This window comes from Mesobacillus sp. MER 48 (genome assembly GCF_023714225.1).
Lineage (GTDB): Bacteria > Bacillota > Bacilli > Bacillales > Cytobacillaceae > Mesobacillus > Mesobacillus oceanisediminis_A.
In genome coordinates, this window is sequence record NZ_JAMAUR010000003.1 from 686,147 (window position 1) to 701,477 (window position 15,331).

General features: G+C 43.6%; 11 protein-coding genes and 3 tRNA genes. All 14 read right to left on the bottom strand.

Annotation, left to right across the window (positions count from 1 at the left end):
• Window positions 1-22: 22 nt before the first annotated feature.
• The 14 genes from M3593_RS14620 to M3593_RS14685 all read right to left on the bottom strand — a co-directional run bounded on the left by M3593_RS14620 (window position 23) and on the right by M3593_RS14685 (window position 15,313).
• The gene (locus M3593_RS14620) at window positions 23-1,261 is read right to left on the bottom strand and encodes a S1C family serine protease (RefSeq protein ID WP_251542438.1); all 1,239 of its coding nucleotides are present in this window, start codon (window positions 1,259-1,261) and stop codon (window positions 23-25) included.
• Between the two features lie 170 nt (window positions 1,262-1,431).
• Entirely contained in the window at window positions 1,432-2,226 is a 795-nt protein-coding gene (locus M3593_RS14625) for an MBL fold metallo-hydrolase (RefSeq protein ID WP_251542436.1), read from the bottom strand.
• 6 nt (window positions 2,227-2,232) lie between these two features.
• Window positions 2,233-3,027, bottom strand: a complete 795-nt coding sequence (locus M3593_RS14630; protein ID WP_251542434.1) for a two-component system regulatory protein YycI — start codon at window positions 3,025-3,027, stop codon at window positions 2,233-2,235.
• A complete protein-coding gene (locus tag M3593_RS14635) occupies window positions 3,014-4,327 on the bottom strand; it encodes a YycH family regulatory protein (RefSeq protein ID WP_251542432.1) in 1,314 nt (437 codons plus the stop codon). The genes M3593_RS14630 and M3593_RS14635 overlap by 14 nt, the downstream gene beginning before the upstream one ends.
• Window positions 4,324-6,150, bottom strand: coding sequence for a cell wall metabolism sensor histidine kinase WalK (gene walK, locus M3593_RS14640; protein WP_251542430.1), 1,827 nt, complete (start codon window positions 6,148-6,150; stop codon window positions 4,324-4,326). Before walK ends, M3593_RS14635 begins: the two co-directional genes overlap by 4 nt.
• Window positions 6,151-6,158: 8 nt before the next feature.
• Window positions 6,159-6,869, bottom strand: coding sequence for a response regulator YycF (yycF, locus tag M3593_RS14645; protein WP_144479407.1), 711 nt, complete (start codon window positions 6,867-6,869; stop codon window positions 6,159-6,161).
• 260 nt (window positions 6,870-7,129) lie between these two features.
• The gene (locus M3593_RS14650; RefSeq protein WP_251542428.1) at window positions 7,130-8,617 is read right to left on the bottom strand and encodes a peptidoglycan DD-metalloendopeptidase family protein; all 1,488 of its coding nucleotides are present in this window, start codon (window positions 8,615-8,617) and stop codon (window positions 7,130-7,132) included.
• 385 nt (window positions 8,618-9,002) lie between these two features.
• A tRNA-Phe gene (locus M3593_RS14655) sits at window positions 9,003-9,075 on the bottom strand.
• Window positions 9,076-9,243: 168 nt separating this feature from the next.
• Window positions 9,244-9,315, bottom strand: a tRNA-Glu gene (locus M3593_RS14660).
• Between the two features lie 41 nt (window positions 9,316-9,356).
• A tRNA-Lys gene (locus tag M3593_RS14665) sits at window positions 9,357-9,432 on the bottom strand.
• A gap of 501 nt (window positions 9,433-9,933) precedes the next feature.
• On the bottom strand, window positions 9,934-11,223 hold the full coding sequence (locus M3593_RS14670; RefSeq protein ID WP_144479411.1) for an adenylosuccinate synthase: 1,290 nt from the start codon (window positions 11,221-11,223) through the stop codon (window positions 9,934-9,936).
• 191 nt (window positions 11,224-11,414) lie between these two features.
• The gene (gene dnaB, locus M3593_RS14675) at window positions 11,415-12,779 is read right to left on the bottom strand and encodes a replicative DNA helicase (RefSeq protein ID WP_144479413.1); all 1,365 of its coding nucleotides are present in this window, start codon (window positions 12,777-12,779) and stop codon (window positions 11,415-11,417) included.
• A 114-nt stretch (window positions 12,780-12,893) separates the two neighbouring features.
• A complete protein-coding gene (rplI, locus tag M3593_RS14680; RefSeq protein WP_144479415.1) occupies window positions 12,894-13,343 on the bottom strand; it encodes a 50S ribosomal protein L9 in 450 nt (149 codons plus the stop codon).
• Window positions 13,340-15,313 carry a DHH family phosphoesterase gene (locus tag M3593_RS14685; RefSeq protein ID WP_144479417.1) on the bottom strand — a complete coding sequence of 658 codons (1,974 nt, stop codon included), beginning with the start codon at window positions 15,311-15,313 and terminating at the stop codon, window positions 13,340-13,342. Before M3593_RS14685 ends, rplI begins: the two co-directional genes overlap by 4 nt.
• Between the last annotated feature and the right edge of the window lie 18 nt (window positions 15,314-15,331).

Consider the following 15,331-nt stretch of genomic DNA (forward strand, 5'->3'; position numbering starts at 1 on the left):
CTCCTGTTTTTATTGACAACGACTATAAAGTTTCTCCGCCCAGCTTCATTGTTGTTTCTTGCAGCTGGCCATCTCGGTAGTACTTGACCTGCATATCGTCGCCGACCTTCTTTTTGTTATACAGATGCTTTCGCAAATCGACGACATCACGAATTTCCTCGCCGTCCATTTCGACAATGACATCATATTCCTTCAGGCCAGCCTTGTCTGCTGGGGAATTCGGCTCAACGCCTCTGACCGCAACACCATAATTCACTTCCTTAGGAAGCTTCAATGTATTCTGTTGATGATAGGATGAAATCTCATTAACAGAAGCCAATTCGACGCCCATGAATGGTCTTTTCACTTCACCGGTCTTCTCAAGGTCATCAATGATGGGAGCGGCGTAATTGATAGGAATCGATAATCCGATTCCTTCTACAGCACTCTGGGCAATTTTCATCGAGTTGATGCCAATGACCTGTCCCTCGATATTGATCAAGGCTCCGCCGCTATTGCCAGGATTGATGGCTGCATCTGTCTGAAGCACTTCAGCCTGCCAGTCAGGAGTCCCGTCCTGGTTGACGTCGACCGGAATGGCACGCTCCAGGCCTGAGATAATTCCCTGAGTAACGGATCCTGAAAAAGTAAGGCCCAGCGGATTTCCGATGGCGATGACGGGTTCACCAGGCTTCAGCTTCTCAGAATTCCCAAACTCAGCTACGACCTTTATTTGTTCCGCAGGCACTTCCAACACCGCCAGATCCGTCCAAATATCGCTTCCTAAAAGTTTGGCTGGGATTTTTGTCCCGTCGCTAAGGCTGACCTCAAGCTCAGAAGCCTCTGCAACAACATGATGATTCGTGACAATATAGGCTTTATCTCCTGCCTTTTTATAAACCACGCCTGACCCTGTTCCGCCTGCTTCCTGGGTTTGTCCCCAGAAGTTCGTGCTTTCCTGGATATTCGTGATGCCGACAACCGCATCTCCGGCCTTGTCGACAGCATCGGTAATCTGGGAATAAACATCAATCGAAACATTTTTTTTCGCAGTAATATCTTCTTTATCGTCTTCAGACTTCTGTTCATCTGTTACGGCTGATTGATTATTTGGTTGAATCTTATATGGCAGCACATCCAAGTTCGATAACAGGGGAATCGAGAAAATCACCAATAACGCCCCAATGACTGCGCCTGCCAGGCTGGCCCAGAAAAAGCCGCCTTTCCTGCCGTTTTGCGGTTTATACCTGCCTTGATAATCCTGATCATCGTAATAACCCAAAGTCCACCAATCCTTTCATTGACCAATAAATACAATCATTTTTATACAAAATATTATACTACCTGTCATGATAATTTCTAAATCATAAGCCTTTTTAATAATTGAAAAAGGAGTAAAGACGCCGTTCATGCCTTTACTCCTTTACCTATAAATCTATTTCCATAAACGCTTTAAATGGCAGTAAGAGGCGTCGGAGTCTTTGGATCCGTGTCAATCAAATCGAACTGTTCGCCTACAATGATTCCCTTGCCTTCTAACGTTTGCGCGACTGACATCCTTGCAAGGTCCTTCATATTGTTATCCTTGCTCAAATGGGCAAGATAAATCCGTTTAGTTTGATCTCCTGCTACTTCGCTCATTGCGACTGCGGCATCTTCATTCGAAACATGGCCGTAATCACTCAGGATCCGGCGCTTGACGCTCCATGGATACCTTCCCATCCGCAGCATCTGGACATCATGGTTGCTCTCGAACACATACGCATCAGCATTCGAGATGATTCCCTTCATCCTGTCACTGACATAGCCTGTATCAGTAATCAGCACCAATTTTTTGCCGTCTTTATGGAATACATAGAACATCGGCTCTGCTGCGTCGTGTGAAACGCCAAAAGACTCGATGTCCAATCCGCCGAATGATTTGACACTTTCCATGTTAAAAGAAAACTTCTGGTCCAGCGGGACTTCCCCAATCAATCCGTCCATCGCTTTCCACGTCTTTTCATTTGCATAGATTGGCAGTTTATATTTACGGGCAACGATTCCTATGCCTTTTATATGATCGCTATGTTCATGCGTCACTAATATACCAGAGAGGTCTTTCATGTCGCGGCCGATTTGCTTGAATAAAGCCTCCATCTGTTTGCCGCTCAATCCGGCATCTACCAAAAAGGATTGGCCCTCCGTCTCCACATAGATCGCATTTCCCGTACTCCCGCTGGCGAGAACACTAAAATGCAGACTCATATCTCTTCACTCCGTCGTTTTATTTTCTCCGTCTGTCAATGGGATGACCCGACCTTCGAATGCATGTACAAACAGGTTTTCCTTGCCGTTGACTTCAATTCTCCAAGTAGGCGTCACCACATGGGAAGCTGTCAGGGATACCAGCGTGGAATATCCCAGTTCAAAGTCGGTAATTTTGCTTTTGGGCTTAAGCAAACCTTTTTTATAGAGGGTTTCCAGCGCTCTCAGCGGCGGCAGCAATTCCTCTGCATCCGAAAGTTCATCAATGATTTCCAAATAGGTCTGCTTGTACGAAGTCACTTCAAGATCTTCATTAAAATAGAAAGTCAATTTTGCATTGCTGTTATAGTAAAACGTTTTTTGGTTATGCTCCTGATAATACGTAATCGTTCCGGCCTCATCATTTTTGCTCCAGAACTTATACTGCTCTCCGGCAAAAATATTCGCTTTTATAAAGGCAGACAGTTCAGCGGGCTGGAATTTACTCGTCAATTTCAGCGGTTTTTCGAGCTTGGCTTCAATTGATGTACCATCCCCGAGACTGATAGACTGTCCCTTGAACTTCTCTGTTTCCTCAGTGGTGAATACCTTTGCCCTTACGCTAAGATATTGTTCTTTATTTTTCGCCTCAGGAAGTTCACCGTAGCTGATATCATCATTCTTCAGTTTTTCCTCAAGCGGGGCTTCCTGAGGGATTTCATACTGTGCTGCATCCCTCGTATTCATGAACTGATATACAAGGTAAATATCGAGGACGAGGAACGTCAGAATAAAGATTGTCTTAATCCTACTCCAATCCATTATTCAATTCCTCCTCCCATATAAGCTGCCGCCACTCCTGGTCATACAGATAGAACCATCCTGGCTCAAGAAGAATCACTGAATTCTCTGGCCCTTGCGTCATATAGTAACCCGGCATCATATTCTGCAGCAAAGCTGGTTTAAAATCTTTTTTTCGCTGAAGATAATCAAGTGCCTGATAACCGGATGGCAGTGTTTTCGTTACGACTTCTGGATTCAAAGGGAGCTCCAGATGGAATCCAGGGCGTACATATCGGCTGATTTCCGATTGCCTCCACTGCTGGTAAATCTCCGACATGCCGATCTGATTGAATACAGGATATCCTTCCTTGCTGTACAGACGGAAAAGGACATTCTGGCTAAAATCGTCCTTATACACGTAACGGTACGATTCCGTCCAGCCGCCATGCTCGTTAACAAACTCAATGCTTTTCTGTAAAACATTGTTCGTACCGATGACCGAATCCCCACTCCGGACAGGATTCACATAGTTAATCATATTTGTCTGCGTATCCACAATCATTTTGCTGGCATCATCGGTATATTCCTCAATGCCATCCACCACGCTTCGCTGTACAAAGCTTGGATCTGTGAAAAGAGCTTCTTTGAACAGGTCTGAATCCAGAGGATTTTGATAATAAGTGTGCATGACCATCTCAACTTTTTCAGTTGGTAAATAGATCTTCTTGATATCAGATACCGTATAAAGGAAATACGAAGTCAGCCTTCTGGAAGACTCATAGAATTTGTCAGTAAAATCATTTATATAGGTTGGACTGACATTGCTGACATAGACTTCCTGGTTTTTTTGCGAATAAAAGTAGACAATTCCTTCCTGCTTTTGCTGTGTCTCGGAATTGATGATAATCCGGTCGAAATCAAATTTCGGGATATCCTTTTCGTTAATATTCAATACCCTTTTATAGAGTTCGATAGGAACCTCATCTGGAAAAATTATTTCGGTGTTGTCTCCCTGGACGATTTTCTCATTAAATTCAGTGACCCGTCCAGGATACTTTTCGACATCAAAATACTTCCACTTTGCAATAACACCAATAACCCCATCAATATAAGCATTATCCACAGACCCAAACTGCTTGCCTCCCACATGATAAATAACCTGATGTGGCTTGACTATTTTCTTCAGTTCCTTCTGAGTGGCTATATTCACTTCTTCTACCGTCCTTTGATTATTGACTAGCTCATAGGCCGGCTGATAAGTCCAGATATTCCATGTTAAAAAACCACTTAATGCTACGAGAAATGTTAAAATAACAGTTTTTATATTTTCATATGTCATGACCAATCATCCTCTGCACTCCGGTCATAAGGAAGAGTGAACTGAACGGTTGTTCCTTTCCCTTCCACACTGTCCGCCCATATCTTTCCTCCATGGGCATTGACCATTTCCTTGGCAATCGCCAGTCCAAGACCAGTCCCGCCAAGTTTTCGTGTCCTGGCCTTATCGACTCGGTAGAAACGATCAAAAATTTTATCAAGATTATCCTTAGGAATGCCGACACCTTCATCTGAGATACTTGCGACAATCTGATCATCCAGTTCTTTTACCTTAAATGTAATCGTCCCGCCCTCTGGTGAGTACTTCATTGCATTGGAAATGATATTGTCCAGCACCTGGGTGATTTTGTCTTCGTCTATTTCTACGAAAATGGCTTCACTGGGTAATTCCCTTACAAAGGCTACATTTTGTTCCTTTGTCATTTCAAACCGATCAATGATTCGGTTAAAGAACACCGGAAAGTCCACCCACTCTTTTGAAAGACGGTAATCCACACTGTCCAGCTTGGAAAGCTGCAGCAAATCGTTAACCAGACGGATCATCCGCTCTGTTTCTCCTCTGGTGGTCTCCAGGAAGTTCGGGGCAATCTCCTCATCACGCCATGCACCATCAGCCAATGCCTCCAAATAACTGCGCATAGTTGTCAGCGGAGTCCGCAATTCATGGGATACATTCGCAACGAATTCCCGTCTTTCCAAATCGATTTTTTCTTGTTCAGTAACATCATAAAGAACCGCAATCAATCCATTTACAAAGCCGCTTTCCTTCTGGATAACCGAAAAATTCGCACGAAGGATAAATGGTTTACGTTTCGTACTGTAATCAAGGATGATAGAGTCTTTTTCCTGAAGCAAATCTTCAAAGCTATAATTTTCATCCAATCCAAGTACGGAAACCAAAGGCTGTGAAAGCACTGTTTCACGTGAAACACCCAGCATTTGCTCAGCAGGATCATTGATCAGGATGATCCGCCCTTTGCGGTCAGTTGAAATGACGCCATCCGTCATATAGGAAATAACGGAGCTGAGCTTTCTTTTCTCGCCTTCCGTAGTGGCCTGAGCCTCCTGCAGCTTCTTCGTCAGATTGTTAAAAGTAATCGCGAGTTGACCAATTTCATCGTAGCCATACACTTTAACCTTCCTGGAAAAATTACCGCGTGTCATCGCCAGCGCCTGCTTGCGCATATCGGATATCGGCCTGGTGATTGTTTGTGCCAGTAAGATTCCAAGAATCGCGGTGAAAACCAACGCAATAGCCGTACCGGTAGCAAGGATTTTATTGATATCATTCATCTGCTCAAAAATATTATTAATCTGGGCTACAAGATAGACAGCACCTATCGCTTCACTATTATGCATGATTGGTGTTGACAGAACCCAAACCCTCTCTCCCGTTTTCCGATCCAGCTGGATTACGTCTTCGTCTGCGTCCAAGATGATTGAACGCTTAATCATGGCATCAGGTGTCCTCTGGCCAACCAGCCCCTGATTGCTAGAATTAGATGTCCCAAGGATCTTAAAGCTGCTCCCGTCGATTACCCGGATTTCTGAAATATCAGTGGCCCTATAATCTTTTAAAATCAGTCTGATTGCTTCCTCTTTAGTAGGATCTTCTTTCCCGCGCTCCTTGACAAGTTCTTCCTGGATATCATAAACCAGCAGGTCGACACGGGATTTTACAGATTCCTGGTAGTTCGTAATGAGGGTCGTCTCGAGCTTGCGGACAAAATAAACTCCGATGATCTGCATCGCTACGAGAATAAGCAGGACATATATAAGCACAAATTTAAGGTGTATGGAGCGAAAAAAACCGACTTTTTTCATCCCTGTTCTTACTCCTGCTCAGAGTTTCTTAAATAGTAGCCTACTCCTCGTCTTGTCACGATCCACGTTGGATGACTAGGATTATCTTCGATTTTTTCACGAAGACGTCTTACAGTAACGTCAACGGTACGAACGTCGCCATAATAATCATAACCCCAAACCGTTTGAAGAAGATGCTCCCTCGTCATGACTTGTCCAATATGCTTGGCAAGATAATGGAGCAGTTCGAATTCACGATGCGTTAATTCAATTGTTTCTCCTCGTTTGGAAACAACGTAAGCATCCGGATGGATCGTTAAAGAACCGACACTAATTTCATTTGATTCCTCTTGCTCATCCTCTTTGACTGCATTCGCCTGGTGGCGGCGAAGATTCGCTTTTACCCTTGCAATCAATTCTCTCGTGCTGAACGGCTTCGTGACATAGTCATCTGCTCCAAGCTCAAGGCCGAGAACCTTATCGATCTCTGAATCCTTTGCCGTCAACATGATAATTGGCATCTCATACTTCTTGCGGACTTCGCGGCAGACTTCCATGCCATCGCGCAAAGGCAGCATGATATCAAGCAAGATCAAATCAGGCTGTACTTCCTCGACCATTTCAACCGCCTGATTTCCATCATATGCACAGTAAACATCGTAACCTTCTTTTTTTAAATTGAACTGCAGGATATCTGCAATTGGTTTCTCATCATCTACAACCAGGATTTTTTTCTCCATACCAATTCTCCTTTTAAAGACATATTATCATTCGTATATGAAAAATCTTCTCTTTTTTAAAAGTGCTATCTTATCTATTTTACTGTAAAACAGAGAAAAACTGAATTTTTCTGTTATACAACTTCTATTCTTCTCTTCCCAATTGTACCAATCCTGCCCATAACATTAAAATAACTGGCTTATATCAGTACTATACCAAAGAGGACCTGTAATAAAAAAAGTCTCTAGTTTGGCTAGAGACCTTTTTATATGTTTCAATTTTATCTACTTAATTTAGACAACGGGTCAATAATCCTGCCGTTTTGATAAACTTCAAAATGAAGATGGATACCAGTGGAATTCCCCGTTCTTCCCATAACACCGATTTGTGAACCGCGAGCAACTGTCTGACCTACGTTTACAGAGATGGATGCAAGGTGAGCATACATAGTACGGTAGCCGTTATTGTGATCGACAATGATTTTATTGCCATATCCATCGCCCTTGTTGCCAGCATATACTACGGTTCCGTTATCCGCTGCCTTGATTGTGTAATTACTCGGCCTAGCGATATCGATACCTTTGTGCATCCTGCTCCAGCGGTAACCCTGACGGCTTGAGATGTAACCGCCATTCGTCGGCCATGCAAATGTACCGTCTCCACGGGAAGGCATAACCTTGGTTCCTTTGACGATAACTTCCTTCACAGGCTCCTCAAGTACAGATTCTTTGATGACTTCCTTCTTGATTACCCTGCCATTTTGTTCAGTCAGTGAGTAGGTGATGCCCTTCATACCAACTTTGCCTTCCTGCTTTTTCTTAGTATCACCCTTAGGCATTGCAGGATCTTCAATGACTTCTTTTTCGAAAGCCACTTCTTCCTTAGCATATACTTGACGGTCGACAACTACTTCAACGAAAGGCTTTAAAACAGTTACATTCAGCTCTTGACCAGGCTTAAGGACGGAATTTTCATCCAACCCTTTATTTAATGAAAGCAACTGGGCAAGCTCCAGATTGTGGTCACTTGCAATGCTTCCCAATACATCTCCTTCTTTAACCCGATACTTCTGTTCTTCAAGAGTACCTTTTTTAAGTAGCTCTACAGCTTCCTTAACAGAAAGTATCTTCTCAGGAGCAACTTTTTCTTTTGATTGTGAAACTTCCTGGGTAAAACTAGCGTCTAATAAACGAGTTTCATTTTCTTTTACTTCGAGTAATGGTAGATTAGGAGAATTTTTTTTACTCTCCACTTCAGCCAACTCTTCTTTGGTAATGTATTCAAGCATTAAGGTTTTGAGTACTTCATCAGCTGCTTCCTGGTCTTTTAGATAAGCAACAGGTTTGTCACCAATCACTAAAGCTGAAGCATCTGCCTGGACATTAATCTGGCTCTTAAGTTCAGCCAATACTTCACTTGTATTGGAGTCTTTTGCAGAACTGAACACTTGCTCAGGAATATAAGATACATCTACCCCTAGATCGACATCCAGGTCCGCATAATCCTTCTTGGCAGCTGCTAACTCAGCTTCAACCAGTTTCTCCACTTGCGTTTTGTCTGCTACAGTTCCTACAAATTTATCATTTACATATACGTAAAATACGGTCGTTGTTGTTAATTTAGATTCTGCCGCATGTGCCGCATTTCCCGCACCAAAAGACAATGCAGCTACAGTAACCGCAGCCATGATTGACTTTTTTATTGCTGGCTTCATCTCTTTAGATGTTTTGCCGGCAAGATTGGACAGCCTATGTTTTAAATTATTCATCCTGATCCTCCTACAACGGTCAAACACTATTAGTCTAGTTCTATATAACTATTATCTGATAATTGTACCTTTATACTTTACCATATAATGTCTCGCAGGGAAGATTAGTCTTCATTATGTAACAAAAATGTATAATAGCTGACATTTTATTACGTTTTTTGTCAGATAAATGCCATTTTGCATCGATCTATTTTCCTATCTTCCACGCACAAAATAAGCCAAAAACCTAGTAATATCAGGGTATTCCCCTACTTTTAAATGAAAGTTTTTGAACCTTCTTGTTAAATCCAATACAAACATGTTAATAATAGGAAGATTACCGACTTTATTACAAAAGTATTACAAAAAAAAGAGAGCATGTCTTTAGACACGCTCCCTTTTTTAATGGCTCAGGACGGAATCGAACCGCCGACACAAGGATTTTCAGTCCTTTGCTCTACCGACTGAGCTACTGAGCCAAGATGATATTATGTTCCCTAAACTATGTGTTGATTAAGTCCTTTGCTCGAATGACCTTCCGGTCTTTCTCGCAGGTTGCCGCTGGAGCTTAGTCGAGGATGTGAGCAACCTGCTCTACCGACTGAGCTACTGAGCCATAATACTATTCAATTAAATATGTAATAAGGTGACCCCTACGGGATTCGAACCCGTGTTACCGCCGTGAAAGGGCGGTGTCTTAACCGCTTGACCAAGGGGCCATATAAAAATAGCAACCAAAATGATTGACCTGAAAAAGCAATGGTGAGCCATGAAGGACTCGAACCTTCGACCCTCTGATTAAAAGTCAGATGCTCTACCGACTGAGCTAATGGCTCGCTATATAATCTTACTCCCTTAACTGGGTTGGAGGTGGAACCTGTGCTCAAAAGACCTTCGGTATTTCTCGCAGGTTGCCGCTGAAGCATTTTCAGTGAAGTTAGCAACCCTCTACCGACTGAGCTAATGGCTCCTATAAATGTTTATCATTTTTTGTCGAATTAGTGACAACGTTGTTTATATTACCATAGCAATTTGTCTTTTGTATATATTTTTTATAAACTTTTTTTACTTTTTTCTTTTATCCTGCAATTCCCCTTCGAATTCAGTAGTAATTCTTCTGAATTTGAATTTTTCTTGCTCGAAAATTACATAGTTACTGGCTAATTCCGCGAACATATGGACTATTCCCGCGAGTCAGACTGGCATTCCCGCGGAATCACACATTAATTCCGTGAATTCAACCCATAATTCCGCGACTTGGAAAACGGCTGGAAAACCGGCCGCAACAATAAAATAAGCCCCCGATCTCCATGATCAGGGGCTTATTTTTAGCTAAATTATGATCTCCAAGGGCTGCGCACGACGTTTGTCTGGGTGCGGTCTGGACCGACTGAGAAAATAGATAATGGAATACCTGTCAGCTGTGAAATGCGTTCGAGATAGTGTCTTGCATTTTCCGGCAGTTCATCGAGTGACTTCACGCCTGTGATGTCTTCGGTCCAGCCTGGCAGTTCTTCGTAGACTGGTTCGCATTCAGCGAGTGCCTTCAGGCTTGCAGGGAACTCTTCGATCAATTCACCTTTATAGCGATAGGCCACACAAATTTTAAGCGTTTCAATCCCAGTCAGAACATCGATGGAATTCAAGGATAGGTCCGTGATTCCGCTGACTCGGCGGGCATGGCGGACGACGACGCTGTCGAACCAGCCAACGCGGCGCGGGCGGCCTGTCGTTGTCCCGTACTCGCGGCCTACTTCACGAATCTGGTTTCCAATTTCATTGTCCAGTTCAGTTGGGAACGGACCATCACCTACGCGAGTCGTATAGGCTTTGGAAACACCTACAATATGAGTGATTTTCGTTGGCCCTACTCCAGACCCGATTGTCACTCCGCCAGCAACTGGATTGGAAGAGGTAACAAAGGGATATGTACCCTGGTCGATATCAAGCATTACTCCCTGTGCGCCTTCAAACAGCACTCGGCGGCCTTCGTCCAATGCATCATTTAAAACGACGGAAGTGTCAACAACATAATGCTTAATTTGCTGGCCATATTCATAATACTCATCCAGAATGTCCTCAATCTTGAATCCTTCTGTCTCATAAATGCGTTCAAGGAGGCGATTTTTTTCTTCAAGGTTGCGGGTAAGCTTTTCTTCAAATACTTCACGATCCAGCAAGTCAGCAATCCTGATTCCTATACGGGCAGCCTTGTCCATGTACGCTGGGCCGATCCCCTTTTTTGTCGTGCCAATCTTATTGGCACCCTTGCTTGCTTCTTCCACTTCATCAAGCTTCAGATGATATGGCAGGATAACATGGGCGCGGTTGCTGATTCGAAGATTGTCAGTGGAGACGTCCTTATCGTGAAGATAGGCAAGTTCCTTTACAAGTGCTTTTGGATCGACAACCATTCCGTTTCCGATGACGCTGATTTTCTCTTTATAAAAAATTCCTGATGGAATCAAATGCAGTTTATATGTTTCACCATTGAACTTGATTGTATGGCCTGCGTTGTTTCCCCCCTGATAACGGGCAATCACTTCGGCATTTTCTGAAAGGAAATCTGTGATTTTTCCCTTTCCTTCGTCTCCCCATTGTGTTCCAACTACTACTACGGATGACATATAAAAAGCACCTCCAAAGGTAATACGGTTATTTTTCCGTTTGAAACATATAAAGTTTACCAGTAATCATGGGGGTAAGTCAATAAAACACGAACATTAAATTTATATAACAATTCTTTCGTTCGTAAAATTAACTTGAATAATTGATTAAAGATAAAAAAAAGAGAATTAACCAAACTGGTCAATTCTCATTATGCCCCGGGTGGAGCGTACGATTCGTCATATCGGTTTTCAATGTTGACGAATTTATTGTATTCTTTTACAAAGGCTAGCTTCACGGTTCCTGTCGGGCCGTTACGCTGCTTGGCAATGATGATTTCGATGATATTCTTGTCTTCGGATTCCTTATCATAGTAATCATCACGATACAGGAACGCAACGATATCGGCATCCTGCTCGATTGATCCGGATTCACGGATATCGGACATCATCGGACGCTTGTCCTGACGTTGTTCCACGCCACGGGACAGCTGCGACAAGGCGATGACTGGAACCTGCAGTTCACGTGCCAGCTGCTTGAGGGAACGTGAGATTTCCGATACTTCCTGCTGGCGGTTTTCGCCAGCACGGCCGCTTCCAAGGATCAGCTGCAAGTAGTCGATCATGATCATGCCAAGACCTTGTTCCTGCTTTAGACGGCGGCATTTGGAACGGATATCAGTAATCCTGACACCCGGGGTATCATCAATGAAAATCCCTGCATTGGACAGGCTGCCCATTGCCATCGTCAGCTTGCCCCAGTCTTCATCATTTAGGGATCCAGTACGCAGTCTCTGGGCATCAATATTTCCCTCAGCACAGAGTACACGCATGACAAGCTGTTCCGCACCCATCTCCAAACTGAAAATCGCGACATTCTCCCCTGTCTTTTTCGCAACATTCTGGGCGATGTTCAGGGCGAACGCTGTTTTACCAACAGAAGGACGGGCACCCACGATGATCAGGTCATTCCGCTGGAAACCGGCGGTCATACGGTCAAGCTCAGCAAAACCAGTTTCCAGCCCGGTGATATCCCCTTTACGGTTATGCATTTCCTCGATATTATCATAAGTCCGGACAAGGACATCTTTTATATTGTGGAACGCCCCGCCGCCTTTGCGCTGGGCAACCTCCATGATGTTCTTTTCTGCCTCGGCCAGCAATGCTTCAACTTCATCTTCACGCATATAGCCATCTTCAGCAATGCCTGAAGCAGTACGGATCAGCCTTCTCAGCAGCGATTTTTCTTCTACGATTCTAGCATAATACTCTATGTTTGCTGCAGTCGGCACGGACGCAGCCAATTCACTTAGATAGCTGACCCCTCCAACATCCTCAATCAGCTTGGAAGATGCCAGGTTCTCCGTGACAGTCACGAGGTCAATTGCTTTCCCTTTATCATTCAAATCCAGCATGACGCTGAATATTTTCTGGTGTGCCACACGATAAAAATCATCTGGTAACAGGATTTCTGAAGCAAGAGTTAAAGCTGATGGCTCTAAAAAAATTGCACCAAGTACGGCTTGTTCCGCTTCCATATTTTGCGGCGGAAGTCGATCCGCGAATAATTCACTCATCTGCCAGCCCCCTTACACAATTACTGTAATTGAAAAAAAGTGATCAGCTGAACCGATCACCTATTTCTGTAACTATATTATTTTATCATGTTTAAGACTATATGGAACTGTAAATTATTTTCCTTCTTTTACATGGACATTCAATGTTGCCTGAACTTCTTTATGAAGCTTTACAGGAACTTTTGTGTATCCTAGTGTGCGGATAGCATCCTGCATTTCGATTTTGCGCTTATCAAGCTTGATTTTATGCGCTTTTTGCAGTTCATCAGCAATTTGCTTGCTTGTGATTGAACCGAAAAGACGGCCGTCCTCACCGGACTTTGCAGATAATTCAACTGTTACTTTTTCCAGTTTTTCCTTCAATGCCTTCGCATCCTCAAGCTCCTGCTGGGCCATTTTCTCTTCTTTCTTCTGCTGTGCGCTCAGGGAACTCATTGCGGCCTGATTGGCTTCTACAGCAAGCCCCTGCTTGATCAGGAAGTTATGAGCATAGCCGTCTGCCACATTTTTGATTTCGCCTTTTTTGCCTTTTCCTTTAACGTCCTTCAAAAAGATTACTTTCATTCTTTTTGTCCCCCTTCTAAATAATCATCTATCGCATTTTGTAAAAGTGTTTCTGCCTCGTCCGTTGAAAGATCATACATTTGTGTTGCTGCATTGGTCAAATGCCCGCCGCCCTCGAGATTTTCCATGATGACCTGGACATTGACTTCACCTAATGATCTTGCGCTGATGCCAATCGTGGCTTCGGCTCTCCGGGATATAACAAATGACGCCTGTACACCATCCATCGTCAAAAGGGTGTCTGCTGCCTGTGCAATCAGGACATGGTCACAATAAATATCATCCGATCCTTTTGCAATGACAATGCCGTCACGGTAAAAATAAACATTTTCAATGATTCTTGCTCTTTTAATATAGGTATTAATATCTTCTTTTAAGAACTTCTGGACTAGAACGGTATCCGCACCATGGCTGCGCAGGTAGGAAGCAGCATCGAATGTCCGTGCACCAGTCCTTAAAGTAAAGCTTTTTGTATCGACGATAATCCCTGCCAGTAAAGCCGTGGCTTCAAGCATTTGGATTCTTCCATTCTTCGGCTGGTATTCAAGCAATTCCGTAACGAGTTCTGCTGTCGAGGAAGCATAGGGTTCCATGTAGACAAGCAGCGGATTTTTGATAAACTCCTCGCCCCTGCGATGGTGGTCAATGACGATGACATTCTCAATCTTGTTCAATAGCTTTTCATCGATCACCAGTGACGGCTTATGCGTATCGACGACGACCAGCAAAGTGTCATCTGAGGCGATTTCATACGCCTGTTCCGGTGTGATGAAACGGGAGTAGAGATCTTCGTTTTGTTTAATCTCATCCATCAGGCGCTGTACACCTGTATCAATCTCGTTTTTATTATAGATAATGAACCCTTCACGCTTGTTCAGTTGGGCAACTTTAAGGATTCCGATTGCCGAACCGATCGCGTCCATATCCGGGTTCTTATGGCCCATGATCAAGACCTTGTCACTCTCGATGACGAGTTCCTTCAGTGCGTGGGAAATGACTCGTGCCCTTACCCTTGTACGCTTTTCAACAGGATTGGTCTTGCCTCCATAAAACTTCACTTTTCCATTAGGCTGCTTGATTGCCACCTGGTCACCGCCACGCCCCAAAGCAAGGTCCAAACTGGATTGTGCCTGTGTACCTAGCTCAGGAAGAGAAGAATATCCAGTGCCAACCCCAATACTTAAAGTTAAAGGAACGTTTTGCTTTGATGTCGTCTCCCTTACCTCATCAAGGATGGTGAATTTGCCTTTTTCCAGCAGCCGGAGGATATGCTCATTGAATACCGCGATAAAGCGCTCTGATGATACCCTTTTTAGGAAAACCCCATTATTGGTCGCCCATTTATTCAAAATCGAGGTCACCAAACTGTTCAGACTGCTTTTTGTCTGATCATCCATCCCCTGGGTCACTTCTTCATAATTATCAAGATAAATGATCGAGATGACTGTCCGTTCATCATGATACATTTTTTCAATTTCGGTCTGCTCGGTCACATCGAAAAAGTAGAGCAACCGCTCCTCAGGTTTATGGATGATCCTGAATTTGCGATCGTGAAGAGTGATGATTTCCGTTTCGACCTCTTGCTTGATCAATGGAATGACGGCATCGGCTACATCATACAGTGACTTTCCGACAAGCGAGTCTTCATTGAAACAGGAGGCAATGAAAGGGTTCGTCCACTCAATATAATAGTCATCATTGATTAGCATGATCCCGATCGGCATTTCCATCAAAGCCTCTTCGCCGACCTTTTTCACGCGGTAAGAAAGGGTGGAAATATACTCTTCCGTTTCTTCCTTTATTTTATGATTCACTTGAAAAATCAAATATACCAACAGGCCAGTGAGAATGAACCCTGCAGCCCCTATAATCCAGTTATAGAAAGACAGAAATCCAATTAGCACCAGTGTTACGGCCATCAATCCATACAATGGATAACGTATTTGCCGCCTCTCTAAATAAGAAGGCATGTGCTCAGCTCCTAAAGC